This is a genomic window from Rossellomorea sp. ABR4_004, from assembly GCF_056159585.1.
Genome location: NZ_JBSWVM010000011.1, coordinates 1 through 26,874 on the forward strand (window position 1 = coordinate 1; position 26,874 = coordinate 26,874).

Here is a 26,874-nt window from a genome sequence, read left to right on the forward strand (position 1 = left end):
CTCCTTCCGCTCCAATCAACTTTCTGAGCATGTATCCTTAATGGAAAACAATAACAACAAGAATTTCAGCAAACAATCTTCTTTAAGGTAAGTGGAGTGATTTTCGTTTTAAGAAAGATTATTTTTTCTTGTTACATTGTTTTCTTGCACACCTTGATGCTCTGTCATGAAAATACTGTTTAAGATGGTGAGGAGAACTGCGCAGACTCCTCCGGAAGTACGGGCGTGCCGAGACCCCGTTCGGCGAAGCTGAGGAGGCTCGGCCGAACGCTAGCTGCAAGCGAAGCAGTTCCCCTCACCATCCAGCATAAACTGGTTGACAGAGCCCTGGCAGATTCTATGTTAGAAAACAACAATCTTAGCGAAAAGAGTCAATAAAAAAAGGTTCATTGAAAAATTCAATGAACCTTTTTACTGTACACTTACTCTTTATGTAAGGCATCTTGTTTGCCTAATTCATAGGCTTCACTCATGACTTGTGTAAAGAGCGTCATGAATGGTTGCAGCATTTCGGGAGTGAACTCAACACCCGCTTGATCCAGTTGCTCTTTTGCTTGTGGGAAGTACTTCATGGCAATCTGCATGAATTCCATCGTTTTGTCTTGATTCATTGTTTCGATTCCTTTCCGTTCGGCAATTTGCCTGTTTCGATGTAGGCTTGAACATGTTGCTTCATCTCATCTTGAAAATCTTTTGGAATGACGGGACTATATTTACCCATGGAAATGACTCCGTCTTCAAAATCAAATTCGAGGTTTCCAGAATCGAGTTCGTCATTCGCGAATCTTTCTGCAACGACGCTATACAGCTTATCTGCATGCTGCACAGTACTCGTTAAAACCGTGGATTCCCCTAAATCAGATTGATCCGAGACATAGCCAATGGCATAGAGACCCTTTTCCTTCAGCTTTTCAATTACAGCTACATTATAGCCGTCACCTGCAGGATATACAACATCGACACGTTGATTCATTAATCCCTCCAACTTTTCGAAGGCGATATCTTGATCATTCCAGTGATTGGTGTACTCGACAATGAGCTCCGTTTCACTATTTTGGTATTTGACTCCATCTATAAACCCTTGAACCTCGGGTTGCCATTCAAAAGCAGCAATCACCCCGACTATACCTGTATTGGATTGATAAGCTGCTGTCATGCCTCCGAAGAAGCCCATTGCATAGCCCTTAAATTGTAGACTTGTTGTATTCTCCTCTGTGGCATTCCCATTGAAGCTTACAAAATGCATGTTGGGATAATCACCGGAAAGGGTGTTAAATATCCCGGAATATTCACTACCGTGGCCAAACACTAAGGTAACATCATCATCACTATACTCTTTTACTGATTGTTTAATTGATGTATCATTCTTTATGCTCTCTTTATAGAAAACGTCTGCATTGTAATCGGATTGAATTTTCAATAATCCTTTGTAACCTTTCGTTCCCCATACTCCATCGTTTACGGTTTCCGGAACCAGTAAACCAACTTTTTCTATTTCAGCGCTGTCTCCTGTTGAACAACCACTTATTCCAATAAGTAATACAATCATGAAAATGGTGTAAAATTTCTTACTCATGTGCAGCAACTCCTTTAAAGCCCGTGCAGCATCTATAAAAAAGAATCAATAGCAAATTATTACATCATATTTATTTTACCCTCATCCCTATCCACAAGGAAAGAGAAAGTTTTCTTATTCCTGAATTTCATGCAAATGAATGCCTCTTAATTGTTCTTTTATGACCGACTCATGAGATTTGGTCGGCTTGACAATAAGCTCTTTTCCATTTGGTTCAGCATCCATTCTGACGGGAGAGAAAGACTTCTTCGTTACATACGATAAGGCTTCATTCCAGCTTTGATTTGAGAGTGCTTTCACCTTATATATTTCTTCTGTATGGAATGAATGCTTTATGATAGAACGGGCAGCGTCTTTTACATAGATCGCTCCACTTGGATCATCAATGTATGGAGAGTCACCATCTTCTCCATTTAAAAGTTGAGCGAACAGAAATTCTGACGGCTGGTGAATTCCGTACAGAGTAGGAAGGTAGAATACGGTTCCTTCTTTGCATTTTTGATTTCTGTCCAGATTGGAATAAATTCGAATGATCGATAGGGGTTGTTCAATTTTTGACAACAACCCTTCTACTTCTGACAAGTAACTTACTTTATCTTCTCTTACCTGATCATAGTATGGAAGGAACACGCTGCATCCTGATTGTACTTCCTTATCCCAGTCTTCATAAGGAACATATTGAATGTTTGAGTTCCTTCCAATTCCTAACCACTTATCCTCTGTTTCTTTGGTTTCATCCACTGCTGTTACGGTCCATCCATTCTCAAGAAGGGAATCACAAAGCTCAAATCCCAAAAACTGTTGAGCGGCAAAAACGAATGCATGATTCAAGTCAATCACTCCAATGTGTTTGTTATAACTCTTTCTCATGTAAAGAAAAGTATGAAGCAAACTTCCTTCCCAGAGAAGCACGTTTTTCTGGGAGTACAAAGAACAAATCCGTTGATGTGCCTTTTTCTAAACGCTCCGTATATATATCTTTTATGAGAGTGAATTGATTTTTATAACGATTAAGAGTCGTTGATTGAACAATGTAAAGGGGAATCGAGATGTTTTTAAATACTTCGTAGTCCTTCGATTGTTGACTGATGAAGGATTCGCACTCCTCTTCTTTCAATCGAAACGTGTGTGAGAGTTCTTTTATTACCTTTTTATAAAAGAATTTCTGTTCCTTCTCTTGTTCCAGATGGTCATATAAAGACACGCAAGGCGCAAGCATAACTGCACTTCTAATGTCCTGCTCCATTTTCGGATAGAGGTTTTTCAATACTAAAGCCCCCATTCCTTCAGCCAATATATGAATCTTTCCATTAATGATCTCATTTCGTTTCACATGCTGATAAAGTCGTTTGGCTAACTGCACGGCTTGATTGCTACCCCAATTCGCTCCGTAAAGATTACTATAATACACAATGTATCCTTTGGCGGTCAGTTCTTGAATCCACTTGTAGCGTGCCTCATGTTGAACCCAAAAGCTGCTCTTATCGTCTACATAATGATGGGAATCTCCTATTACCATTACAGCGAATCCATTTGGGCGTTCAGGATAATGAATCATGCACCACTCTTGCTCTAATTGAAACAATCGCTGATACATTAGAATTTCTCCTTTTACATAGTAAGTCATTATAGTTTATGTAAGGAGACAACATTGGTAAGGGAGATAGCCCAAAGAACCTCTGATATTTGCAAATTTAGTTAAAAAACAGAGTATCCCTAAAGATTTTTACCAGTATATGATAAGGTTTACATTTCACAGATTAGTCATTTATTAATTCATGAACCTGTGGTAAGATAAAAAAGATTGAAATTGGTTAGAACACTCTAATAATCTATTAGTTGATTACATAGGAATGAGGTGACTTGACGTGAGATTTTTCTGGATGTTTTTCTGGGCATTTGCTCTGACTGAAATGTTAACTTACGTTGTAAGTTCAATGAATGGAACTGCTTTTCACTTTGAAACAGGATTGATTATATCGGTTTGTGTAACGGTATTAGTATTCCTTATCACGCTTGTTATTCCAAACGAGCCAGTTGAAAAGCACTAAAAAAAGCAGCCTAATCCGGCTGCTTTTTTATTTATCCTTCATGATCGATAAACCATTTTCCCCTTTGTCGATGATGATGGTTTCGTTTGATCTGATATTTCCTGCTATCAGTTCTCTTGCCAGTTTGGTCTCGACTTCTCTCTGCAAGTACCTTATTAAAGGGCGTGCACCATAAACCGGATCATAAGCTTCCTGTGCTATAAATTCTTTTGCATTATCGGTTAATGACACTGAGATATGTTGTTCTTCCACTCGGTTTTGCAAGTCTTCCACCAGCTTACTGATGATCCCTTTTATATTCTCAATGCTCAATGGTTTAAAGAGAATAATGTCGTCTACCCTGTTAAGGAACTCCGGTCTGAAAGAGGAACGAAGCTGGCTCATGACCAGGTTCTTCGTTTCTATATCAATTTCCTCTTCCCCCTTACTTCGTTCGAGAAGATGCGAGGATCCGATGTTAGAGGTCATAATGATCACCGTGTTCTTACAATCAACCGTCCTTCCTTGAGAATCGGTTATCCTCCCATCATCGAGCATTTGCAGAAGAATATTGAATACTTCCGGATGAGCTTTTTCAATTTCATCAAGCAGGATAACCGAATACGGTTTGCGTCTGATCGCTTCTGTCAGCTGACCGCCTTCTTCATAACCAACATAGCCTGGAGGTGCACCAATCAAGCGTGAAACCGCATGCTTCTCCATATATTCCGACATATCAATTCGGATCATCTGCTCCTCACTATCAAACAACGTATGAGCAAGCGTCTTCCCAAGCTCTGTCTTTCCTACTCCCGTAGGACCTAGGAAAATGAATGAACCTATCGGACGATTAGGATCTTTAATCCCTGCTCTCGCCCGTATAACAGCGTCACTCACTAATTGAACAGCCTCATCCTGCCCGATCACCCTTTCATGCAGTATGCGATCAAGTTTCAACAGCTTCTCTCGTTCACCTTCTACAAGCTTAGTGACCGGAATCCCTGTCCATCTTGCTACAATATTTGCCACTTCTTCCTCCGTCACTTCTTCACGCAGCAAGCGCCCTTCCTGCTCTTTCATCATCTCCTGCTCAACTGAAACAAGTTCTTTTTCCATAGCGGGAATCCTGCCGTGACGAAGTTCAGCAGCTTTATTCAGATCATAATCACTTTCTGCTTCTTCAAGTAAGCGCCTGAGCTTCTCCAGTTCTTCCCGCTTCTCCTGTACGACCCCGATGCTTTCTTTCTCCTGTTGCCATTTTAACTTCATCGCATTCGCTTTTTCCTTCAGATTACTTAAATCTTCACGGATTCGATCCAAGCGTTCAAGACTGGCAGGATCCTTTTCCTTATTTAAAGCTGCTTCTTCAATTTCCAGCTGCATCACTTTACGCGTCACTTCATCCAATTCTGATGGCATTGAGTCAATTTCAGTCCGGATCATCGCACATGCCTCATCGATTAAGTCTATTGCTTTGTCCGGCAAGAAACGGTCGGAAATATAGCGATCGGAAAGTCTAGAAGCTGCTACAATGGCCCGGTCATGAATATTTACTCCATGATGAATTTCGAATCGTTCCTTTAAGCCTCTTAGAATAGATATCGTATCTTCCACATTTGGTTCCTGAACGAGTACCTGCTGAAAACGTCTTTCCAGAGCCGGATCCTTTTCAATGTACTTGCGGTATTCATTGAGAGTGGTAGCACCTATGCAATGAAGTTCTCCCCTCGCAAGCATAGGCTTTAGGATATTCCCCGCATCCATGGCTCCTTCCGTTTTCCCTGCTCCCACAATCGTATGGAGCTCATCAATGAACAGAAGAATGCGTCCCTCACTCTTTTTCACTTCCTGCAATACAGCCTTCAAGCGTTCCTCAAATTCACCCCTGAACTTGGCACCTGCAACTAAAGAGCTCATATCTAATTCGAAAATGGTTTTATCCTTCAAGCCTTCCGGGACGTCTTTTCTGACTATTCGCTGTGCAAGTCCTTCAACGATGGCTGTTTTACCGACTCCAGGCTCTCCTATAAGGACAGGATTATTTTTCGTTTTACGGGAAAGGATCCGAATCACGTGGCGGATTTCACTGTCCCTGCCTATGACTGGATCTATTCTTCCCGATTTCACCTCCGCAACAAGATCCCTTCCATATCTATTCAACGCTTCATATTTAACTTCAGGATTCTGTGTCGTCACCTTGCTCCCTCCTCTGATCTTCACAATGATCTCCTTTAATGCCTTTTCTGTTACATTATGGTTTGTTAAGTATGTCGTAATCGGGTGGTTCTTTTGCTGGAATAATCCAAGGGCCAGATGTTCGATCGAGATATAGTCATCTTCCCATTTAGTCTTTAATGAATCACTATCTTGCATGAGCTGATGGATATCACTTGCGAAAAATCGGCCATACTGCAGCCCATCTCCCTCTACAGAAGGGATATTGTTTAACTTGGTATCAACCCACTTCTTTAAGTCCTCTGCTTCTACTCCTGCACGTTCATAGATCGTACGGAGAAAACTGTCTTCTGAACCGAGGAGTGATTTCCATAAATGAAAAAGGCTGATATCTGTATGTAGCTTTTCTTTTGCGGTCTCTCCCGCCAAAACCAAACCTTCTTGAATGCTTTGAGTCATATTATCAAAATTCATCGTGTTTCACCTCGTATTTTGACCTTTATTGACCTTTTCTTCTATTATATATCTTCCGGTGGAAAAAGGAAAAGAAAAGGAACAAGGAGTACCTCTGAGTGTCACCATCGTTGATAAGGTGAGCTGTCGACACGGCATCCTTGTTCCTTTATGGGGTTAAGGTTTTCTCATATACGTCCATAGACGATTATGGTTGGAGTTTTCAGGAAATCGATCCCCCGCATTTAACCGTAGTTTCTGCGGGTTTTTCACCATACTTCCTGTTTCACCAATTTCGATATATTCTCCATTATTGGGTGCTTTTTCCCCAGCTTTGAACTGTCGTGACTGGCCCATTCTTACCCCTCCTTTTCGAAGCGATGCTTCCTTACTATTTTTCTACAAGGCCGAGCATTCATGCATGCCAGATGAAGGATATCAGAATGCTTTATATGATAAACAAGTTACGGTTCGGTTAACATTTGGAAAAAGGCTTTACAGTCTTTCCCTTTATGGTGTTAAATTAAAAACTGTGGAGAAAAAAAGGTTGGAGGAAACACAATGGATTTTTATCTGATTATGAAATACTTATTTTTAGGGATTTTTCAAGGATTTACTGAACCAATCCCGATTTCATCCAGTGGGCATTTACTATTAGCCCAGCATTTCCTTGGAATCAAGGATGCTACCCTAACATTTGAAATACTGGTTAATACAGCTTCATTAGTGGCTGTCCTCATCATTTACCGTGAAGACATCATGCGCCTGATCGTCAATGGCTTAGGCTATTTCAAACATAAAACACCTGAAACGAAACGTGATTTTCATTTCATTGTTTACTTATTGATTGGTACGATTCCTGCAGGTGTGATTGGTGTTTTATTCGGTGACGTGATAGAGGAACATTTAACATCTGTTATCACAGTAGGAATTACGCTTATTATTACAGGTATTGCCCTATGGTTAATCCGTAACCTTCGAGGAAGAAAAAACGATGGCGACTTAAATGTGAAAGACGCTATCATTATCGGACTTGCACAGGCAGTAGCGCTTATTCCTGGAATCAGTCGTTCAGGTGCAACCATTGTTGCGGCAATGGCAAGCGGGATGAAAGCTGAAACGGCTTTACGTTTCTCTTTCCTGCTGTATATCCCAGTAAGTGTCGGGGTTATGGTATTCGGAATAAGTGATTTGATCGAGGATCCGAACCTTGCTTCAATGGCCATTCCTTACTTAGTCGCGTTCATTGCGTCACTTATTGCTTCATACTTCTCATTAAAGTGGTTCATGAATATTATGGCTAAAGGAAACTTGAAATATTTTGCCATTTACTGTGCCGTTGTCGGAGCTGCTGTATTAATTTTCTCTTAAAACCCTTCTATCTGTCTATTTCCTTTGGTAAGCTTTAGAATAAGACATTACGATGGAAATGATGTGATCTCCATGAGTGAAATTCTAGAAGTTCCTTCCGGGATTAAACAATTATTCTTCGAGAAAAATAAGTTAAAAACCGTAAAAAAAGGAACTTTCCTGTTTCAAGAAGGGAAACCTGCTCACGAGTTATACTTAATCAAAAGCGGTCGAATTCAAATCAGCAAAGTGATTCCTGATGGCCGGGAGTTGTCATTACGCATATGTTCAAGTGACGATGTGATCGGGGAGTTAACGTTATTTACGAAAGAAGCTTACTATATGCTCAGTGCGAAGATCCTTGAGAATACAGAGATTTATGTATTACCCAAAGAAGTCTTTGAAGAAAAGCTTTCCGGTGATAACATTCTCACCATCCAATGGTTAAAATGGATTCAAATACAAAATCAGCAAAATCAAACGAAGTTTCGCGATTTGGTTCTTCACGGGAAAAAAGGTGCACTCTATTCTACACTGATCCGCATGTCCAACAGCTATGGAAAAGCCGTTGAAAATGGCATACTGATTGATTTTCCGTTAACCAATCAGGAGTTGGCCAATTTCTGTGGTTCCTCCAGGGAAGTCGTGAATCGGTTACTGAGTGAATTGAAGAAAGAGAATGTCCTGATGTGGGTAAAAGGATATATCACGATACTTGATTTGAATTTTCTCAAAGATGAAATCGATTGTGAGAACTGTCCGGTTTCGATTTGTCGGATTGATTGATGACCATATGCATGAATAAAGCCGAGGATGCAGTAGAAATACTGCATCCTCGGCTTTTATTACTTGTCCAGCTCCGGCGGCTAGACCCTCGAGGTCATAAGCCAAGTGACCCAAAAAGGCAAAGAGCGCCTTTCCGGGTCACTTGGCTTATGCTTGTCGCCCCAGGGCGAGCCCCTTCCGCTTTTCGTGTTACCTAATCCCCAATGCAATTTTAGCATAGCGGGACATGTTGTCTTTGCTCCAAGGCGGATTCCAGACGATGTCTACTTCTGTTTCCTTCACTTCAGGGATGTCACTAAGGGCTGTTTTCACTTGATCGACGATGGTACCGGCCAGCGGGCATCCCATTGAGGTAAGTGTCATAGTGACCGTTGCTTTACCTTCTTCATCCAGATCTACATCATATACCAGACCTAAGTTGACAATGTCTATTCCTAATTCAGGGTCAACCACTTGTTCCAGTGCACCCATCAAATTATCTTTAAGATCCTGATCCATGTTTACACTCCTTTGCTATATATGCTTGTTCCATATCTATATTCATTACTCATCTTAACAAATAAACAGGCGTAAGACAAAACGTTAGGCTGATAAATGCTTCTCGAACCACTCAACAAGCTTTAACACGCCTTCTCTCGATACTTTATGATCGGCTTTATCATCTTCTATAAATAACAGGTTATCTTCCTGGGATTCATAGTATGGAAGGATGCTTTGGTAGAATTCGTGTGTCAGGTTGAATGGAACGACTTTGTCCCTTTTTCCGTGCCAGAACATCAATGGTCTGCCGCTAAGTTTTTCAGGTTGAAGACTTAAGTCATAATGAGCCAGTTCACTTAACATCTTCTCTATTTCTTCTTCGCTGAATGGAAGTTCATATCCTAATGATTCAACTTGGGACAACTGGGCTTGAGCAAACTTCACATATGTAGGATTCCCCATAAGCGAGACGGCAGAAGAGATCCAATCATATTGAGTCAACGCTCCAAGTGTGACGATCCCACCCATTGAGGTCCCGGCAACTCCGACACCATTATGAACGAGCAGCCCTTTTTCGTCAAAATGACTTTTCATAATTGATAATTCATGAATCGTATTTAAGACGATTTTCCAGAATACTTGTCCTAATTGATGCTCTGATTTGCCTGTCGACCGTTCTCCATGCTCTAAACAATCGGGAAGGATCACTCTAAATCCTTTTTCCGCAAGATAATAGGCGTAATGTAAATTATGCTCCTTAGCACTTGTAAACCCATGGATAAAAAAACATACCGGGACTTGCTTATCTATATACTCTTCTTTTACAAGGTGAAGAAATGGAATGCTTTGAATGGTTGATTTATCAACTATGATCATGTGTGGCCTCTCCCTCCTGAATGCATTTCACTTTACTATGATATCCTAGATTTGGTAGTATGTATAATATTTAAATCGTAACGTTTGTAAACATTTTTTAAATGATATGATGCTGAGGTAGACAAATTTCAATGTCTGGCGCTAAAATTGCCTTAATACCAATAAGATTGGGGATTTGTATTCATGAACGCACAAGAAAAACATCTGATTGTTTTGGATTTAGACGGAACACTATTAACGGATGAGAAGAAAATCTCATCAAAAACTCATGATATGATAAAAAAAGCACGCATGAAAGGACACGAGGTGATGATTGCCACAGGCAGGCCTTATCGTGCAAGTGAATTGTATTATCAACAATTAAAGCTAACTACTCCGATAGTGAATTTTAACGGCGCATTCGTGCATCATCCTAATGACGATTCATGGGGACTGTATCACGAACCGATGGATATAAAGGTGGCGAAACAAATCATCGATGCATGTGACGATTTTAAATACCGCAACATTGTTGCCGAAGTGATGGATGATGTGTATCTGCACTACCATGATGAAAAGATCATAGACGTGTTCATGATGGGTAATCCAGCGATCTCAACTGGAGACATCCGAAATGTACTTTCTGATCATCCTACTTCCATGCTCATTCACGCTGAAGAAGAAGATGTTCCGGAGATTCGTGCACACCTGGATGATGTTCATGCAGAATTGATTGACCACCGTCGCTGGGCTGCACCGTGGCACATCATCGAAATCGTTAAGTCAGGATTGAATAAAGCTGTCGGAATTGAACGGGTTGCTTCATCTTTAAATATTCCGCAAGAACGGATCATTGCATTCGGAGATGAAGATAACGATCTTGAAATGCTTGAATATGCAGGCACAGGAGTTGCCATGGGGAATGCCATTGACCCCCTTAAAGATATTGCCAATGAAGTGACATTTTCGAATGAAGACGACGGGATCGGACGCTACCTGCAAAAACGTTTTAATCTCTAATCCAGATCGTTTTTGGAAGCTGTGGGTATATCTTCTTACTGTAATCCTCCACCACTTTAGCCATACTAAAAAGGAGCGCATCATGCGTTCCAACTTGCAAAAGGGGTGGTAGTGATGGGTAGAAATAAATCGAAACGATTTGTACAACAAGGTAAAATCGCTGTAACAAAACATGATGAACGTATTCCGTACCATCTGACGTATGCTGAAGCAGAGGCTAAAAAACTTGCTTCACATGGCGAAGGGCCAGGGGGAATGGAGTAATGAGTAATCCATTATTCCAACAGGCCCGAAACGCTGTTCATTCTGCCCAACAAGCATGCAGTACGGGAGAAAACGCTCAAATGTCCATTGATAAAGCGAAAAACGCGTTGTCCTCTGCTTACGCTAACTCAAATGTTGAAGAACAAAAGCAGCTTCATGCACTTCAAGATGAGTTAAACCGCCTGTCATAATGAATAAAACAAGGGTTGTCCATTTTGGACAACCCTTGTTTTATTTCACGGAATGGAGATGACATATCGATGAAGAATTTTTCCATCCCCTTTATCCCTTTCATAAAGACTTATAAAGACCTTCTCAGCACTACCTGATAGCTCAGGAAGAATGATGGAAAAATCAGTCCAGTTTGGCGCTTCTTTATTAACCTTGAATAAAGTTTCTTTTAAAAGCACTCTATGTCCGTCCTCTACCGAATAATAAAAACTGCCATCTGATACCCGGGCTTGTCCATGGATGGAAACACGCCCTTTCACCTCAAGTACCTTTACACCTCTAAAGGACGGGTTTTCATCTGGAACCGAGAATGAATCCTCAGCTCGCAAAGGATGATTAAATCCACTCATGTCCTCCCCCATCAGCTGTGCTTCAATCGTATATTGCCCTTTTGGGACACGCTTCCCTTCATGCTTGTAATCCCATGTTTCTTTCCAAATCTTCGATTCACCCTTTTTCAACGTAAGGGTTTGAAACGCCTGGAGGAATGATTTCCCCTGACTGTACTGATAGACCACTTTGCCCGCTTTGTTTTTGACTGTAAAGTCAAACATCTGACTCGTAGGGAAGGTGATCTTTTTATCCCCTTCACTATTATTATAAAGAACGAGCCTGATCTGAGATCCTTCTTCCCCCGGAAAAGATTTTACAGAAAAGATCAGAGGTGCCTTCTCTGCTTTCAACGGAGAAGGTACACTAATGAGCAGGAAAGAACTAACAAGTATATAAACAAATGCCTTCAAGGTGATACCCCTTTCTATTCAAGTTCACCTCTAGTATTTGTTAATATTAAGAATCTAATCTTTTCTAAAAAATCCGAATATCCCTGTCGTTTGCACGATATTGGTAAATGCGTCGGGATCTACATCTTTAATGGTATGTTCAAGCTCGTAAAGTTCATACCGTGAAATGACAATGATTAGCATTTCCTTAGCTTCACCTGAAAAAGCCCCTTTTGCAGGCAGAGTGGTGATCCCCCTGACAAGCTTAGAATGGATGGCTTCTCTTAATTCATTGGATTTTTTTGTCACAATCATTGCTGTGAGTTTTTCATGGCGTGTATGGATGGAATCAATGACACGAGTTGAAGCATACAACGTCACTAACGTATACAATGCTTTTTCCCACCCGTAAAGAAATCCTGCAGAAGTAATGATGACCGCATTCATCAGAAAGAAATAGGACCCGACAGGCTTATCTTTCATTCTGGAAAGAATCATGGCGATAATGTCCATCCCTCCCGTAGATGCACCCCATTTTAACGTGATTCCAACTCCCACCGCGGCAATGACCCCGCCAAAGACGGCGTTTAGAAGGATATCAGGCGATAATTTAATCACAGGAATCACTTCCAGGAATAAGGACGTCAGAAATACTGAAATGAAGCTGTACACAGTAAAGGAACGGCCAACTTTAAGCCACCCCAGGATGGTCACAGGAATATTTAAAATAAATAATAAAATACCTGTTGATATATTAAATGGTGCAAATTCTTTTAACACACTGGACAATAACTGAGCCAACCCTGTAAAACCACTTGCATAAACATTTGCCGGTATCAGGAAAAAATTCATCGCAATGGCACCCAGTACTGCTCCTATTAACACTACGAAAAACTTCTTCGCTTCTAACTGAACATGATCTCTCGACATTGACAGACCTCCCACATCTAGTTGTTATTTTCTATGTTCCACAATACATCTTAACTAAACTCATCCTGATATTCATCCTTTAAGAAGATAATGATACTTTTTACCTTAAAATCATATTCTATGGATTGTTATTTGAATGAAATATAGCTAGACTAAAGCTATATAGAATAACCAAAGGATGATTAGGATGACAGTAAAATTATTTGCTGATAGTGCAAGCGACCTACCTGCTGCATATTTCAACGAACACAACATAGAACTGCTGCCACTGAAAGTACATATTGATGGTCAGGATTACGAGGACCTGGTCAACATCGAGCCGAAAACCGTATTCAATAAAATAAGGGAAGGACATATGCCAAAAACGTCTCAAGTATCACCGGACCTTTTCATGAAGAAGTTCACAGAACTTGCAGAATCGAATCAATCCGGTATCTACATTGCCTTTTCCTCACAATTGTCAGGGACGTACCAAACGGCTGTGATGATTCGCGATCAGGTGAAAGAGGAACACCCCGCTCTTGATTTGACCATTATCGATTCAAGGTGCGCTTCACTTGGCTATGGATTAGTTGTCATGAAGGCTGCTGAACTGCTTCAGAATGGTGGGAGTAAAGAAGAAATTATCGAAGCATCCCGTTTTCACTCAGAGCATATGGAACACCTATTCACCGTAGAAGATCTTGAATACCTGGCAAAAGGCGGAAGAGTATCAAAAGCATCAGCTTTTCTTGGAGGATTGCTCAACATCAAGCCTCTCCTACATGTAGAAGATGGAAAGCTTGTCCCGATTGAAAAATTGCGTGGGAAAAAGAAGCTTCTCAAACGAATTCTCGACTTGATGGAAGAACGGGGTGAAGACCTCTCCAAGCAAGTAATCGCCATCAGCCACGGAGACGACGAAGAACTTGCTCTTGAAATGAAGAAGCTCGTTCAAGAAAAGTTCTCACCAAAAGATGTATATATCAGTATTATTGGATGTGCCATAGGTTCTCATACAGGCACAGGCACCTTAGCCATATTTTTCTTAAACGATCATTCATAAACTCCCCTCTTCTTCCTCATACTATGAGAGAAGAATATACTCGAAGGGAGAATCACAATGCCACATACATCTGATAACGAAAAAAAGGCCAGAGACAACAATGCCCTGCGCCAGGAAAAAAATAAGATCAAAGAAGTGAATCGTAAAGCAGGGAAGAACCAGTTTTCTAAGAAGACGGATCATTTGTAGGGGATTGCCTTGGGCAGTTTCAGGCTTGGATACGAAAAAGTGCCAGTTCTTTATAGAGCTGGTGCTTTTTATTTTCTCTAAAAATCCCCCCAATGCATTCATAGAAGTTGTATGCACCATCAAAGGTTGTCTATAATGAAAGAGATAATACTATGGAGGGGTTACATATGGCAAAAGAGAGTTCATTTGATATTGTATCGAAAGTGGATATGTCTGAAGTGAGTAATGCGATTCAAATTGCGCTGAAGGAAGTTCAAACACGTTATGACTTCAAAGGAAGTAAGAGTGACATTAAATTAGATGGAGAGGAAATCGTTCTCGTATCTGATGATGAATTTAAAATGAATCAGTTAAAGGATGTTCTTCTAGGCAAACTCATCAAGCGTAATGTTCCTGTTAAGAATCTTGACTACAGCAAGCTTGAAGGTGCATCCGGCGGAACCGTCCGTCAGCGTGCGAAGCTCGTTCAGGGAATCGATAAAGAAAATGCAAAAAAAATCAATACCATCATCAAAAACTCCGGCGTAAAAGTGAAGAGTCAGGTGCAGGATGATCAAGTACGGGTCACTGGAAAAAGCAAGGATGATCTTCAAAAAATCATCGCTGCGATCCGTGAGGCGGATCTTTCTATCGATGTACAGTACGTAAACTTCCGATAATCCGGTTATTCAAAGAAGTCTAATGGGTACAATATAACCATTAGTCTTCTTTCATTTAGGAGGAAAAACATGAAGAAAAAAGTCATCATTATTGGGGCAGTCGGCGGCGGAGCCACCACTGCATCACAAATTAGAAAACTGGATAGTGAAATAGAGATTATCCTTCTTGAAAAGACATCCTATCTTTCATACGGGGCATGTGGAATGCCTTATTACCTAGGTGAAGTCATTAAAGACCGTGAAAGTCTTTTTGCAGCCACACCTGAAAAATTACATACACAAAAAAACATCGATGTCCGCATGCATCATGAGGCGCTAAAAATTGACCGTGATAAAAAATCTTTACTTGTGAGAGATCATGACAAAAACCAGGATTACGAAGAAGCATATGATTACCTCGTGCTCGCAACAGGGGCTTCCCCCTTTATCCCTGACATCCCGGGACTAGATAAAGTTCCTGCTTTCCATCTCAGAACCGTTGAAGACATGGACAGGATCAAGCAATTCGTTGAAACCTCAAAGCCAAAAGTCTGTACCATTATCGGAGGGGGCTACATAGGAGTCGAAATGTCCGAGAACTTCACTCATTTAGGGATGAAAGTCAACCTGGTTGAAAGATCGGAACATGTGATCAGTGTAATCGATGAGGAAACTGCCCTCAAACTGCAAGAGCATATAAAGGAGCAAGGTGTTAAGCTGTACACCAATGATGGTCTGAAAGAGGTGCTGTCAGAAAATACCCTGAAACTGGATAGCGGAGAAACGTTTCAGTCAGACTTTATCCTTCTTTCGGTAGGTGTAAAGCCTAATAACCTTCTTGCTAAGGAAGCCGGTTTATCAACAGGAGAGTCTGGCGGTGTCGTCAGTAATAAGTTTATGCAAACAGACGACCCCTCCATTTATGCAGTCGGTGATGTGGTAGAGTCCCTCGACCTTATTGACGGGACCCCAAAACAGGTTCCCCTTGCATGGCCTGCACATCGACAAGCTTACATTATCGCAAGACACCTATCAGGAAGCCCTGTACCTTTTAAGGGGATGCTTGGTACTGCAATTGCGAAGGTTTTTGACCTTTCCATTGCATCTACCGGATTAGGTGAGAAGGAATTAAATGAAAAGGGTTATTCGTATAAAACAGCCGTGCATAAAGGAAAGTCACATGCCGGCTACTATCCGGGTGCTCATGATGTGTATGTGAGAGTCCATTTTAGTCCTGACACCGGAAAGCTCTTTGGAGGAAATGTAGTGGGTGGCGAAGGGGTAGACAAGCAAATCGACGTTCTTGCCACTGCCATTTACGGAGGTCTGACCATTACCGAACTCCAGGAAATCGAAACCTGCTATGCCCCTCCCTTCTCTTCTCCGAAAGGGTTGTTGAATATGATCGGGTATAAGGGTGCCGGATTGAAGGAAAAAGAATAATTGTAGGCAGGCTTCTCTCGGGAGGGGCCTGTTTTTGTATGAGTATGCATTTTGATAACTTTGATAATGGATAAATCTGTTAAACGGCTGGTTTTTTTCCGATTTGGACCGGATTACCCTAAAAATCGGCTGGATTTCCTTCAGTCACCGCTCTATCACACATCAAATGGCTTGGTCCTAAATCAAAAAAGCATCACACAACCATTCGTCCGATAAACTTGCTAAATCTCCCAAAACAAACACGTTAATAATTATTTTTTCCGGGTAAACACTATCCTAAGATAACCTAAATCATCAAAGGAGTGTTTTCATTGTCACAACAACAAAATCAGAAGCAAACGTTCCCCCCTCAGCACCAGGATCATCAGCCCGGCACAGTGGATGAGATGAACCCCCAACCGATTCATACGGATCAAAATTATAAGGGTAGTGGAAAGCTGGACGGGAAGGTCGCACTCATTACCGGAGGGGACAGCGGGATTGGACGATCGGTCGCATGGTATTATGCCAGGGAAGGCGCCCATGTCGCGATATCTTATTTAGATGAACATGAAGATGCGAATAAAACGAAGGAATTAGTAGAAGCAGAAGGTGTACGGTGCATCCTGCTGTCAGGTGATATTGGAAGCTCCACGTTTTGTAAAGACATCGTGAACAAAACCATGTCTGAATTCGGCAAGCTTGATATCCTGGTGAATAATGCTGCCGAACAGCATCCTCAGGCAGGGCTTGCGGATATAAGTGACGAGCAGTTGGAGCGTACATTCAAAACGAATGTATTCTCTATGTTCTACTTAACAAGAGCAGCTTTGCCTCATCTTAAAAAAGGAGCCTCCATTATCAATACGGCTTCTATCACAGCTTATAAGGGGAATAAGGATTTGATTGATTACTCTTCTACTAAAGGGGCCATTGTCAGTTTCACGCGATCCCTTGCAGAAAACATTGCATCCGATGGAATCAGGGTTAACGGCGTGGCACCTGGCCCGATTTGGACGCCGCTGATTCCGTCCACTTTCAGCTCTCAAAAGGTATCTGAGTTTGGAGCGAATACTCCACTTGGACGTGCCGGCCAACCCTATGAATTAGGACCTGCTTACGTATACCTGGCAAGCGAAGACTCAAGCTACGTATCAGGACAGATGATTCATATTAATGGCGGAACGGTTATTAACGGATAAAACGAAAGCGACTGAAGCATTCGATTCTCCAATAAAGGGAGTTTCCAACGATTCAGTCGCTTTTTATTATGCTTTCTCTTTTCGCTCACTGCAAGAGCATCTTGTAACGAGCTGATGCGGCACGATGATTCTCTTGATCGGCTCTTTCGGGTTCTCAATCTTTTGGATCAGGCTTTTGGCTGCCTCATTTCCCAGATTGAATATGTTGATATCCACAGACGTGAGCGGCGGACGGGACATTTCAGCCAGCAATACATTGTTGAAGCTCACAATGGAGATGTCTTCAGGAACACGGATGCCCATTTCATCCAGTGTGTTCAGTACCCCTAATGCCATTAAATCATCGGCCACTACCAGAGCCGTTGGTGGAGCGTCTAATTGCATCAGTTCATTAATGGCTTCACGACCTCCTTCACGAAGAAATTCTTCATGAATGATGTACTCGTCCTTCATGTCAATCCCGGCATTACGTAAAGCCTTCTCATAACCTAATAGTCGCTCAACGGTTACCACGAGGTTGAGGTCGCCACCTATAAAGCCGATGCACTCATGACCAAGCTCCAGGAGATAATCGGTTACTTCCTTCGTTGCCCGGTAGTTGTCATTATCCACATGAGTGATCTCTTCACAATATTTATATGGCTTCCCTACGACGACAAATGGAAAATTACGATCTTTTAAGTAGTTCATCACCTTATCTTCCACTTTTGAGTAAAGAAGGATGATTCCGTCCACTCTTCCCCCTTGCACCATTTGGACGACGCCTTCATAGATTTCTTCTTCAGATTGACCTGTAGACATTTGAAGGGCATATTGTTTTTCCTGCGCACCTTCACTCAGTCCTCTTAAAACGGTCGGAAAGAAAGGGTTTTGTGAGAAAGTACTAGCTGAACCTGGTAATACAAGCCCCAATACTTGAGTAGATTGATTTGCCAAGCTCCTTGCTATGAAGTTAGGATGATATCCTAATTGTTCCATCGCTTCTCTCACTTTTTGCTTTGTTTTCTCGCTGATTCTTGGATTGTTTGCAATAACACGCGAAACCGTAGATGGAGCTACGTTTGCAAGCTTTGCAACATCCTTGATGGTGACCGCCATTCATTCCACCCCCTCTTTGAACTTTGTACCCTCTTAGGTGTAGAGGGCTGCTTTTTCTATTTTTACAATCAATAAAACGCTTCCATTTCAATATTCTTAAAAAATCAGGAATTGCAGGGCTCATAGACTGAGCCCCGCATCAAATCATGATTGTTTTTTCTTCCTTCCACGCTTCCATACAAAATAAATAAAGAGTAAGAAGAGGACATACACAGTGCCGAGTGCCAGTAGGTAAGGATAATTCAATCCGCTCTTCTGTTTAAGGGAATAAACCTCTGATTCTTCACGATCGACTATGATCGTATAATTTCCATCCTTATCAATACGTACCAGATCTGTGGTTAATAGCCCTTTCAGCTCACTATTTTCTGCTAAATCATCTTCACTCAATTGAACCTTTTGAGATTCACTTGTGTTGTTTATGGCGATCACGAGGGTTTGATCCCCGTACGTACGCTTAAATATTCCCATACCGTCTTTTTCATAGATGGGTTCTATCGTCCCTCTTGTAAGGGCGGGGTAATCTTGACGAAGCTTCCCTAATTGAGTGATGTAATCTATCAATTCTTCATCTGCCCTAAAGTTCATAAAGCGTCGATTATCCGGGTCATTCCCACCATCTACGGCTATTTCTGAACCATAATAAACGATCGGTATCCCTGGAGTCGTATACATATACGTCAGAGCGAGCTTCCACCTGGTACCAGGGAAGAGCTTCTCTTGAACAAGCAGTCTCGTAAAACGCTCCATATCATGGTTATCGATAAAAGTTCCCATTAAGTAAGGATCTTCATAGTACGTTTCGTTGTATTTCCAGAAGTTAAATAGACGATCCATCGATGTATCCGGTTTTTGGAATACAGAACGCATCTCTTCTGCTTGAGGAAAGTTAACAAATCCATCAATTCCTACATCATTATACTTCGCTATCTTCTGGGGGTCGCGATCGAACACCTCACCAAGAAGATAGAAGTCTTCTTTGACTGACTTAACCTCTTGGCTAAATTCAGTCCAGAATTCTTGTGGTACGTGACGAACAGTATCCAAACGGTATCCGTCAACATCTGTTTCTTCGATCCACCATTTCGCGGCGTCAAATAGGTAGTTTTTCACTTCTGGATTTTCTGTATTTAAATCGGGAAGATCATATAACCACGCATTTTGCAGACTTTCTTCATTATCGAAGTTCATCGGCTGATTCTCATGAAACCAGTCCGATTTTTCAGGATCATTCACCCAAGGGTGTTCGGGTCCGACATGGTTTACAACGAAGTCCAACATCACTTTCATATCACGTTTGTGTGCTTCATCTACAAGCTTTTTAAACGTATCGATGGATCCGAAATGTTCCTCTGTCTTATAGAAATCTGTAATCCAATACCCGTGATATCCAAGTGGTTGATTATCAAAGACAGGGGTCAGCCAGATGGCGGTAAATCCCATATCCTTAATATAATCCAGCTTATCGATCACACCTTGAAAGTCCCCGCCTTGATAAGCTTTAGGATCTTTGGTGTCCACATTTTTATCATTGCTCGTATCCCCGTTATTAAAGCGATCGACCATTAGAAAATAAATGGTCTCATCCTGCCATTTTCGTTCTTCTTTTTCAACTGCACCTACCGGAAGGGCGTAAAAAAGAAGAAACGGGACTAAAATGAGAGATAATACTCTTCTTTTCATCTCCGCTCCTCCTAAAACTGTTAGTAACGCCTATAAGATTATCCTTTTGTACCCCCTGCCGTCAATCCTGAAACGAAGTATTTCTGGAAGAACAGGAATAATAGGGCAATTGGTACTGCAATCAGGACAGAACCTGCAGCGAATGTTGTAAATTCTGCTCCGAATTGTTTTGCTACCATATCATAAAGGGCAACCGGTAATGTGTACATTTTTTCTGAACGCAGTAGAATACTGGCAATGATAAAGTCTGCAAATGGTGCAATGAACGAAAACAGTGCTACTACCGCAATGATCGGTTTCGCAAGGGGCATGACAATCTGGAAGAAAATACGCAAATGTCCCGCTCCATCCATTTTCGCTGATTCATCAAGCTCTTTAGGAATCGTATCGAGATACCCTTTCATTAACCATGTATTCATTGGAATTTGTCCACCAACGTATACAAGGATCAATCCAATATGAGTATCCAATAAATCTGTTAATAGTGCTAAAACGAAAATCGCAATTAAGGCAGCAAAGTTAGGAATCATTTGTAGGATCAGGAATGTCATCAATCCATTTTTGCGACCTGCGAAGCGGTAACGTGAGAAAGAGTAAGCCGTTAAGCTGACCAGTAAAACCGTAAGTGCCATGGTTGATAAACTTACTTTTAACGAGTTCCAGTACCAGAGCATATAATTACTTTGTTCCAGATCGAATAGTTCTTTATAATGTGCCAATGTTGCATTCTTGGGGATGATGGATGAACCGGATAAACTTTGACCTGGGTTAAATGAAGATCCGATGATCCATGCAACCGGGTAAAGAATGATGGCAAACATGATTCCGATGGCTGCGTATGAAAGTGTTAAACGTATGAGTTTCTGTCTCTTCATATTCATTTTACATCATATCCTCTTCTTGGAATGATTTCGTTCTCTTGAACTGCCAGATCGCTACTGTAATAACGATGATGGATAATAATAATGTGATGGCAGCGGCTTTTGAATACTGTGCGGATGTCATAGTCAGACTGTAGATCCACGAAATCAGAATGTCCGTTCCACCTGCATTTTGTCCTGTCAGGGCAGGTCCTCCACCATTGAATAAGTAAATAACGTTAAAGTTGTTAAAGTTAAATGTGTATTGCGTAATGATGATTGGTGCCGTTGCAAAAAGCACGAGTGGCAACGTAATGTTCTTGAATTTCTGGAAAGCTGATGCCCCGTCCACCGTTGCTGCTTCATAAAGCTCGTCAGGAATCGATTGCAGTACCCCCGTTGTCATGGCAAAGATGAATGGGAAGCCTAACCAGGCTTGAATACCGATCAGGGCAATCCGTGTATACATCGGCTCCGTCATCCATGGTAAACCTTCAATGCCGAAGAATCCTAGGATATCCCGGTTAATCGTTCCGAAAGATTCATTGAACATACCAGCGAAAACCAGGATGGAAACGAAAGCCGGGATGGCCCAAGGTAAGATGAACACGGTACGAATGATTGCCTTTCCCTTTAAATCTTTTTGATTGACCAGGATGGCAAGGAATACACCAAGGGCAACTTGAAGCGTTGTGGCACCGAATGTCCAAACCAGTGTCCAGGCTAGTACGGTAATGAATGTTTCTCTCCAAATATCAATCTTGAAAATATCAACAAAGTTTTGAATCCCTATCCAGTCGACTAATTTAGCCGGCGGTGAGTGATACAGATCATAATTTGTAAACGCCAGTAAGATAACAAAGATGATCGGGAAGATGACCACGAATACGAGTAGTAAGAACCCAGGAGACATAATGAGATAAGGAAAGCCATTGTCTACTAAATTTCGGTATTGTTCCCGAATCGTACTTAGCTTCTCTCCTCTGTCTCTCTTTTCTCCGTTTTTATAGGCGTCCCGAAGATTAAACAGGTAGAATCCGATTCCGAAGATTGATACGATGATTGCCAGGATTCCGTATACCATTAAGAAAATGGAATGATCTCCGTATGAGATGTCTGTCCCAAGCGTTGTAATCCCCCATAATCCGTAGCCGATCAAATCTCTAAAGACAAGAATAAAAGCGGCAGTCATGATCAGGAAGAATCCGCCTTTTAGAAACTGTCTATGATACATCTGACCTAATCCAGGGATTAGGGAAAGGGCCAGTGCTGTTTTTCTATGTTTTGTTTGATAGGATTGTTGCTCCATCCTATATTCCCCTTTCTACGTTCACAATTTTGATAAGCTTCAAGAGCTTTTTAAGAAAAGAAGTCATTATTTCCTTAAAAAGCCCTTGAATGGGTCTTTAAAAGGATAGCAGTACCTCTCAGTGTGAGAAGGTACCGCTATATTTATTCATTAGTTTGAGTGATTGGCATCAATGTTTTCTTGAATTTGCTTTACAGCTGCATCAAGAGCCGCTTTAGGTTCTTGCTTGCCTGTCACGACGGTTTGAAGTGAGTCAGCCATTGGTCCCCAAACTTCTCCCATTTCAGGAATGTTTGGCATTGGAACCGCATATTGAGATTGCTCAGCAACCGCTTTAGCTCCTGGGTTTTCTGCGATCGCAGGATCGTCGATCAACCCTTGGTTTGTTGGAACTTCTTGAGTTTGTTCAAAACGTAATTTCGCGTATTCATCTTGAGTGATGAATTCGATGAATTTTTGAGCCCATTCTTTATTTTCAGAGTAGCCTGATACGTGCCATCCTTTAACACCCATGAATGTTTTCATTGGCTCTCCATTTGGAAGTTTAGGCATAGCAGATACACCAATATCGATTCCAGCATCTTTGTATCCTTGGAAAGACCATGGCCCATTCATGACAGAAGCAACTTTCCCTTCACCAAACAGGCCGTCCATTGCAGATCCACCATTTTCACCAACGATACCTTTAGGAAATAAACCTTCTGTGTACCATTTTTGAATATATTCCGTACCTTCTACAGCACCTTCATTGTTTAAACCAAGATCTTTCGCATCTAATGCACCATCTTCTTCAGCAAATACATATCCACCGAATCCACCGATTGGTGCATGAGCGAAGTAGAAGTTATCCCATAGAGCTAAGAAACCGTAGTTTCCATCTTTAGTGAAGTCTTTAGAGAATGTGTATACTTCATCCATTGTTTTTGGAGCTTCTTCCATTAACGCTTTGTTATAAACGAATACCGGTGTTTCAGAGGACTTTGGAAGACCATATAGTTTTCCATCATAGCTCTCCGCCGTCATAGAAGATTCAGTGAAACGCTCTTCAACGTCTCCTTCAACTTCTAAAGCTGCGATATGACCTGCAAGTGCAAGCTCACCGATTTGGTCATGTGGTAATGTTAAAACGTCTGGACCAGTTCCCGCAGGACCGTCTAAACGTAATTGTTCTTTCATCTTAGTAGCCATTTCGACTTCTTTCACTTCAACCTTGATGCCAGTTTCTTCTTCGAACTTAGCACCTACTTCATCCAGCCACCCAGTTTTCTCTTGATCTTCCCAGACAACCAGTTTTTCAGGTTTGTTTGCATCGTCAGCTTTTTTCTCTCCGCTGTCGTTGTTTCCTGATCCTTCTTCACGATTAGGACCACAAGCAGCCAACGCCCCTAGTACAAGCATGATTACCATCAATAATGATAACGCTTTTTTCATCTCGACCCCTCCTAAGTATGGTGAAAATATTGAGCTTTCCGTTAGACTGAACAAACGTTTGCACATACTATGACTTAATCTCGAAAGATATCGCTTACATTCTTTGTGAAAACGATTGCACAACCTACTTCTTATTATACAAACTAAATCTGCTTTGACAATACTTTTTTGAAAATTTTTTACGTTGATGAGAAAGAAAAGAAAACGCTTCACTAGATTGAAGACCCCTTATTGACAACATTGTTGCTTTAGAATACTCTTTAAATGAAATGAAAATGAGGAGGACCTGAGATGCTACTGGAAGCCATTTATCATAGACCAAAAGATAACTATGCATACGCTTGCACTAAAAATGAATTACACATACGGATTCGCACGAAGAAGAATGATGTAGAAAACGTCACACTCCTGCACGGAGATCCTTATCAATGGGAAGAAGGAAAATGGATATACGATCGTAAGGAGATGGTATTAACCGGAACTGATCACCTGTTCGATTATTGGTTCGCTCCCATCTCCCCTCCTTTCAGACGCCTTCGTTACGGTTTTCTTCTCCATGACGGAACAGAAGAAGTCTTTTATGGAGAAAAAGGATTTAATGGTACTCCTTCAACTGATATCGGGGATTACTTCTGCTTCCCGTTCTTGAATACCATCGATGTATTTCAGGCACCGGATTGGGTGAAGGATACAGTATGGTATCAAATCTTCCCGGAGCGATTCGCAAATGGAAATACGGAGAATGATCCTGAAGGAACACTGGATTGGAATAGTACAGACCCCTCTCCAACGAATTTCTTCGGAGGGGATTTAGATGGTGTAATCCAGAACGTTCCTTATCTAAAAGAGCTTGGGATCTCCGGGATCTATTTTACCCCTATCTTTAAAGCGCATTCCAATCATAAATATGACACGATTGATTATTTCGAGATCGACCCACAGTTTGGGACGAAAGAAACATTGAAGGAATTAATCAAGGTCTGTCATGATAATGAAATGAAAGTCATGCTGGACGCCGTTTTTAATCATAGCGGCTTCTATTTTGACCAGTTTCAGGATGTGCTTAAGAACGGTGAGGACTCCCCTTTTAAAGAATGGTTCCATGCAAACGAATTTCCTTTGGATATAGAAAGTAAGCCGCCTAATTATGACACTTTTGCATTCGAACCTTCCATGCCGAAATTAAATACTGAAAATGAAGATGTCCGCAATTATCTATTAGAGGTTGGCCGATACTGGATAAAGGAATTTGATATCGATGGATGGCGTCTGGATGTTGCAAATGAAGTCGATCACCACTTCTGGCGTGAATTCCGCAAAGAAGTGAAGCGTATAAAGCCGGATCTATATATTTTAGGAGAAATTTGGCACGATTCAATGCCATGGTTACGGGGAGATCAATTCGATGCAGTCATGAACTATCCTTTCACGACAAATCTATTGAATCTATTCGCAAAGCAAACGATATCCCCATCACAATTTGCAGAAAATATGACCTCCGTCGTTCATATGTATCCTAAGAATGTAAATGAAGTGAATTTCAACCTTGTCGGGAGTCACGATACACCTCGCGTATTAACAGAGTGCGGCGAAGATATCCGACGCGCTAAACAAATTTACACGTTCATGCTCACTTTCACAGGCACACCTTGTATATACTATGGAGATGAAATCGGCCTGACTGGTGAACAGGATCCAGGGTGCCGTAAGTGCTTCCCTTGGGAAAAAGAACAACATAACGAAGAACTGTTCAGTCATATTCAGAAACACATCTCCCTTCGCAAGGAGTATCCACTGTTAAGCAATGAGGGTAATTTGACATTTTTACCAGGAGACCTTCATGAACAATGCCTTTCCTTCACTAAATCAGATGGAAAAGAAACCATTTTTGTTCTCTTGAACTGTAGTGAAGAATCCACCACCTACTCCCTTCCTTTTGAATTAAAAGGAAAGAAAATCACGAATCTGTGGAGTGGTGAAGATTTTGCCGCTGAAGCAGATTCCATTGAAGTGGCACTTGAAGGGTATGGATTTGCCATCCTGAAATTTTAATAAAGCTTAGTTCGTAAAAAAGCGGGACTACACCTTAACGGTTAGTCCCCTTATCTATTTAAATCGATCAGAATGACCAGGTGCCTTTCCCTGGCCAGCTAAAGGAGAAAATATATGAGCAAGAATCAAAAAAACATGACCCTCTTCGCCTTGACTTGGCCGATTTTCATTGAAATCTTTCTTCATATGCTGATGGGAAATGCCGATACGTTAATGCTCAGTCAGTACTCAGACGACTCTGTCGCAGCCGTCGGGGTTTCCAACCAAATCCTCTCTCTCATTATTGTCATGTTTGGATTTGTCGCAACAGGTACTGCCATCCTTGTTGCTCAGCATCTTGGTGCCCGGGAGGACCGATTGGCTGGAGAGGTATCCATCGTTTCCATTGCCGTTAACTTAGGATTCGGTCTCTTCCTCAGTCTCGCCCTTGTGTTTTTCAGTGAACCGATCCTGCTTTCAATGGATCTTCCTCGATCGCTGATGAATGAAGCCTCTTCTTATTTAAAGATCGTTGGAGGATTCGCCTTCATCCAGGCATTGATCATGACAGCCGGTTCCATTATGAGGAGCTATGGATACACGAAAGACGCCATGTACATTACGATCGGAATGAATATCATTAATGTGATCGGAAACTATTTATTTATCTTTGGTCCATTTGGCGTTCCTGTTTTAGGGGTGGAAGGGGTAGCGATTTCCACGATTGTCTCGAGACTTATCGGATTTATCGTGAGCATCATCGTGATTACCAAAAGAATTCCCAATGCCCTTCCAATTAGAAGATTATTTCATTTACCTATTTCTCATGTGAAAAATTTATTGCGCATCGGGATTCCCTCTGCAGGTGAACATTTATCATATAATGGTTCCCAAATGGTCATTACGTATTTCATTGCAAGTATCGGAACGAACGCATTGACCACCAAGGTGTATGCACAAAACCTGATGATGTTTATCTTTTTATTCAGTGTAGCGATCAGTCAGGGAACTCAAATTATCATTGGTCATATGATCGGAGCGAAACAATTTGACAGCGCCTATGAACGGTGTTTGAAAAGTTTAAAGATCGCTAT

At 41.4% G+C, this 26,874-nt stretch carries 28 protein-coding genes; 13 read left to right on the forward strand and 15 right to left on the reverse strand.

All coding sequences use genetic code 11. From position 1 onward, the window contains the following. Positions 1–422 precede the first annotated feature (422 nt). From ACXAF2_RS23130 to ACXAF2_RS23145, 4 genes are all read right to left on the reverse strand, one after another. Positions 423–611, reverse strand: coding sequence for a ComZ family protein (locus ACXAF2_RS23130; RefSeq protein ID WP_148968454.1), 189 nt, complete (start codon positions 609–611; stop codon positions 423–425). Then, positions 608–1,576 (reverse strand): BMP family ABC transporter substrate-binding protein, encoded by a 969-nt coding sequence (locus ACXAF2_RS23135; protein WP_475142108.1) that lies wholly within the window; start codon positions 1,574–1,576, stop codon positions 608–610. The genes ACXAF2_RS23130 and ACXAF2_RS23135 overlap by 4 nt, the downstream gene beginning before the upstream one ends. 114 nt (positions 1,577–1,690) lie before the next feature. Continuing rightward, positions 1,691–2,407, reverse strand: coding sequence for a hypothetical protein (locus ACXAF2_RS23140; protein WP_475142109.1), 717 nt, complete (start codon positions 2,405–2,407; stop codon positions 1,691–1,693). 22 nt (positions 2,408–2,429) lie between these two features. Then, a complete protein-coding gene (locus tag ACXAF2_RS23145) occupies positions 2,430–3,173 on the reverse strand; it encodes a hydrolase (RefSeq protein WP_148968451.1) in 744 nt (247 codons plus the stop codon). A gap of 271 nt (positions 3,174–3,444) precedes the next feature. Between ACXAF2_RS23145 and ACXAF2_RS23150 the strand changes: the two genes are divergently transcribed. Beyond that, entirely contained in the window at positions 3,445–3,627 is a 183-nt protein-coding gene (locus tag ACXAF2_RS23150) for a DUF2929 family protein (RefSeq protein ID WP_148968450.1), read from the forward strand. Positions 3,628–3,654: 27 nt separating this feature from the next. Here the strand turns inward: ACXAF2_RS23150 and clpB are convergent, their stop codons facing one another. Both clpB and ACXAF2_RS23160 read right to left on the reverse strand, forming a co-directional pair. Beyond that, the gene (gene clpB, locus ACXAF2_RS23155; RefSeq protein ID WP_475142111.1) at positions 3,655–6,255 is read right to left on the reverse strand and encodes an ATP-dependent chaperone ClpB; all 2,601 of its coding nucleotides are present in this window, start codon (positions 6,253–6,255) and stop codon (positions 3,655–3,657) included. A 156-nt stretch (positions 6,256–6,411) separates the two neighbouring features. Continuing rightward, the gene (locus tag ACXAF2_RS23160) at positions 6,412–6,591 is read right to left on the reverse strand and encodes a YjzC family protein (protein WP_113969938.1); all 180 of its coding nucleotides are present in this window, start codon (positions 6,589–6,591) and stop codon (positions 6,412–6,414) included. Between the two features lie 204 nt (positions 6,592–6,795). On the opposite strand from ACXAF2_RS23160, the gene ACXAF2_RS23165 reads away from it, so the two are divergent. After that, positions 6,796–7,605, forward strand: a complete 810-nt coding sequence (locus tag ACXAF2_RS23165) for an undecaprenyl-diphosphate phosphatase (RefSeq protein ID WP_475142112.1) — start codon at positions 6,796–6,798, stop codon at positions 7,603–7,605. Between the two features lie 72 nt (positions 7,606–7,677). Continuing rightward, a complete protein-coding gene (locus ACXAF2_RS23170) occupies positions 7,678–8,370 on the forward strand; it encodes a Crp/Fnr family transcriptional regulator (RefSeq protein ID WP_475142114.1) in 693 nt (230 codons plus the stop codon). 189 nt (positions 8,371–8,559) lie between these two features. Here the strand turns inward: ACXAF2_RS23170 and ACXAF2_RS23175 are convergent, their stop codons facing one another. Together ACXAF2_RS23175 and ACXAF2_RS23180 are read right to left on the reverse strand one after the other, a co-directional pair. Beyond that, entirely contained in the window at positions 8,560–8,868 is a 309-nt protein-coding gene (locus tag ACXAF2_RS23175) for a metal-sulfur cluster assembly factor (protein WP_044337705.1), read from the reverse strand. 84 nt (positions 8,869–8,952) lie between these two features. Beyond that, entirely contained in the window at positions 8,953–9,726 is a 774-nt protein-coding gene (locus ACXAF2_RS23180) for a prolyl oligopeptidase family serine peptidase (RefSeq protein WP_475142115.1), read from the reverse strand. Positions 9,727–9,909: 183 nt separating this feature from the next. Here ACXAF2_RS23180 and ACXAF2_RS23185 point away from each other — a divergent pair, with 183 nt between their 5' ends. The 3 genes from ACXAF2_RS23185 to ACXAF2_RS23195 all read left to right on the forward strand — a co-directional run bounded on the left by ACXAF2_RS23185 (position 9,910) and on the right by ACXAF2_RS23195 (position 11,180). Next, positions 9,910–10,725: a Cof-type HAD-IIB family hydrolase gene (locus ACXAF2_RS23185; protein ID WP_475142116.1), complete on the forward strand. Its 816-nt coding sequence runs from the start codon at positions 9,910–9,912 to the stop codon at positions 10,723–10,725. 114 nt (positions 10,726–10,839) lie between these two features. Continuing rightward, positions 10,840–10,989, forward strand: coding sequence for a hypothetical protein (locus ACXAF2_RS23190; protein ID WP_181778135.1), 150 nt, complete (start codon positions 10,840–10,842; stop codon positions 10,987–10,989). Next, positions 10,989–11,180, forward strand: coding sequence for a DUF3813 domain-containing protein (locus ACXAF2_RS23195; RefSeq protein WP_044337708.1), 192 nt, complete (start codon positions 10,989–10,991; stop codon positions 11,178–11,180). The genes ACXAF2_RS23190 and ACXAF2_RS23195 overlap by 1 nt, the downstream gene beginning before the upstream one ends. Before the next feature lie 45 nt (positions 11,181–11,225). On the opposite strand, the gene ACXAF2_RS23200 is transcribed toward ACXAF2_RS23195, so the two are convergent. Both ACXAF2_RS23200 and ACXAF2_RS23205 read right to left on the reverse strand, forming a co-directional pair. Beyond that, positions 11,226–11,963 (reverse strand): BsuPI-related putative proteinase inhibitor, encoded by a 738-nt coding sequence (locus ACXAF2_RS23200; RefSeq protein WP_475142118.1) that lies wholly within the window; start codon positions 11,961–11,963, stop codon positions 11,226–11,228. Between the two features lie 54 nt (positions 11,964–12,017). Then, positions 12,018–12,872, reverse strand: a complete 855-nt coding sequence (locus ACXAF2_RS23205) for a YitT family protein (protein ID WP_475142119.1) — start codon at positions 12,870–12,872, stop codon at positions 12,018–12,020. Positions 12,873–13,059: 187 nt separating this feature from the next. Between ACXAF2_RS23205 and ACXAF2_RS23210 the strand changes: the two genes are divergently transcribed. The 5 genes from ACXAF2_RS23210 to ACXAF2_RS23230 all read left to right on the forward strand — a co-directional run bounded on the left by ACXAF2_RS23210 (position 13,060) and on the right by ACXAF2_RS23230 (position 17,368). Beyond that, positions 13,060–13,917, forward strand: coding sequence for a DegV family protein (locus tag ACXAF2_RS23210; protein ID WP_475142120.1), 858 nt, complete (start codon positions 13,060–13,062; stop codon positions 13,915–13,917). A 57-nt stretch (positions 13,918–13,974) separates the two neighbouring features. Then, positions 13,975–14,106 (forward strand): DUF3941 domain-containing protein, encoded by a 132-nt coding sequence (locus ACXAF2_RS23215; RefSeq protein ID WP_148968441.1) that lies wholly within the window; start codon positions 13,975–13,977, stop codon positions 14,104–14,106. A 167-nt stretch (positions 14,107–14,273) separates the two neighbouring features. After that, a complete protein-coding gene (locus ACXAF2_RS23220) occupies positions 14,274–14,765 on the forward strand; it encodes a YajQ family cyclic di-GMP-binding protein (protein ID WP_475142122.1) in 492 nt (163 codons plus the stop codon). A gap of 69 nt (positions 14,766–14,834) precedes the next feature. After that, positions 14,835–16,187, forward strand: coding sequence for a CoA-disulfide reductase (locus ACXAF2_RS23225; protein WP_475142123.1), 1,353 nt, complete (start codon positions 14,835–14,837; stop codon positions 16,185–16,187). Between the two features lie 311 nt (positions 16,188–16,498). Then, entirely contained in the window at positions 16,499–17,368 is an 870-nt protein-coding gene (locus ACXAF2_RS23230) for an SDR family oxidoreductase (RefSeq protein WP_475142124.1), read from the forward strand. 66 nt (positions 17,369–17,434) lie between these two features. On the opposite strand, the gene ACXAF2_RS23235 is transcribed toward ACXAF2_RS23230, so the two are convergent. The 5 genes from ACXAF2_RS23235 to ACXAF2_RS23255 form a co-directional block, all read right to left on the reverse strand. Next, positions 17,435–18,466, reverse strand: coding sequence for a LacI family DNA-binding transcriptional regulator (locus ACXAF2_RS23235; RefSeq protein WP_475142126.1), 1,032 nt, complete (start codon positions 18,464–18,466; stop codon positions 17,435–17,437). A 144-nt stretch (positions 18,467–18,610) separates the two neighbouring features. Further along, positions 18,611–20,149 (reverse strand): alpha-amylase family glycosyl hydrolase, encoded by a 1,539-nt coding sequence (locus tag ACXAF2_RS23240; RefSeq protein ID WP_475142127.1) that lies wholly within the window; start codon positions 20,147–20,149, stop codon positions 18,611–18,613. Positions 20,150–20,187: 38 nt separating this feature from the next. Continuing rightward, positions 20,188–21,030 (reverse strand): sugar ABC transporter permease, encoded by an 843-nt coding sequence (locus ACXAF2_RS23245; protein ID WP_148993371.1) that lies wholly within the window; start codon positions 21,028–21,030, stop codon positions 20,188–20,190. Between the two features lies 1 nt (position 21,031). Continuing rightward, entirely contained in the window at positions 21,032–22,318 is a 1,287-nt protein-coding gene (locus ACXAF2_RS23250; RefSeq protein ID WP_475142129.1) for a carbohydrate ABC transporter permease, read from the reverse strand. 150 nt (positions 22,319–22,468) lie between these two features. Further along, positions 22,469–23,749 (reverse strand): extracellular solute-binding protein, encoded by a 1,281-nt coding sequence (locus ACXAF2_RS23255; protein ID WP_475142131.1) that lies wholly within the window; start codon positions 23,747–23,749, stop codon positions 22,469–22,471. Between the two features lie 291 nt (positions 23,750–24,040). Here ACXAF2_RS23255 and ACXAF2_RS23260 point away from each other — a divergent pair, with 291 nt between their 5' ends. Then, the gene (locus ACXAF2_RS23260) at positions 24,041–25,801 is read left to right on the forward strand and encodes an alpha-glycosidase (protein ID WP_475142132.1); all 1,761 of its coding nucleotides are present in this window, start codon (positions 24,041–24,043) and stop codon (positions 25,799–25,801) included. A 114-nt stretch (positions 25,802–25,915) separates the two neighbouring features. Next, on the forward strand, positions 25,916–26,874 hold a 959-nt coding region (locus ACXAF2_RS23265; RefSeq protein WP_475142133.1), incomplete at its 3' end, for an MATE family efflux transporter.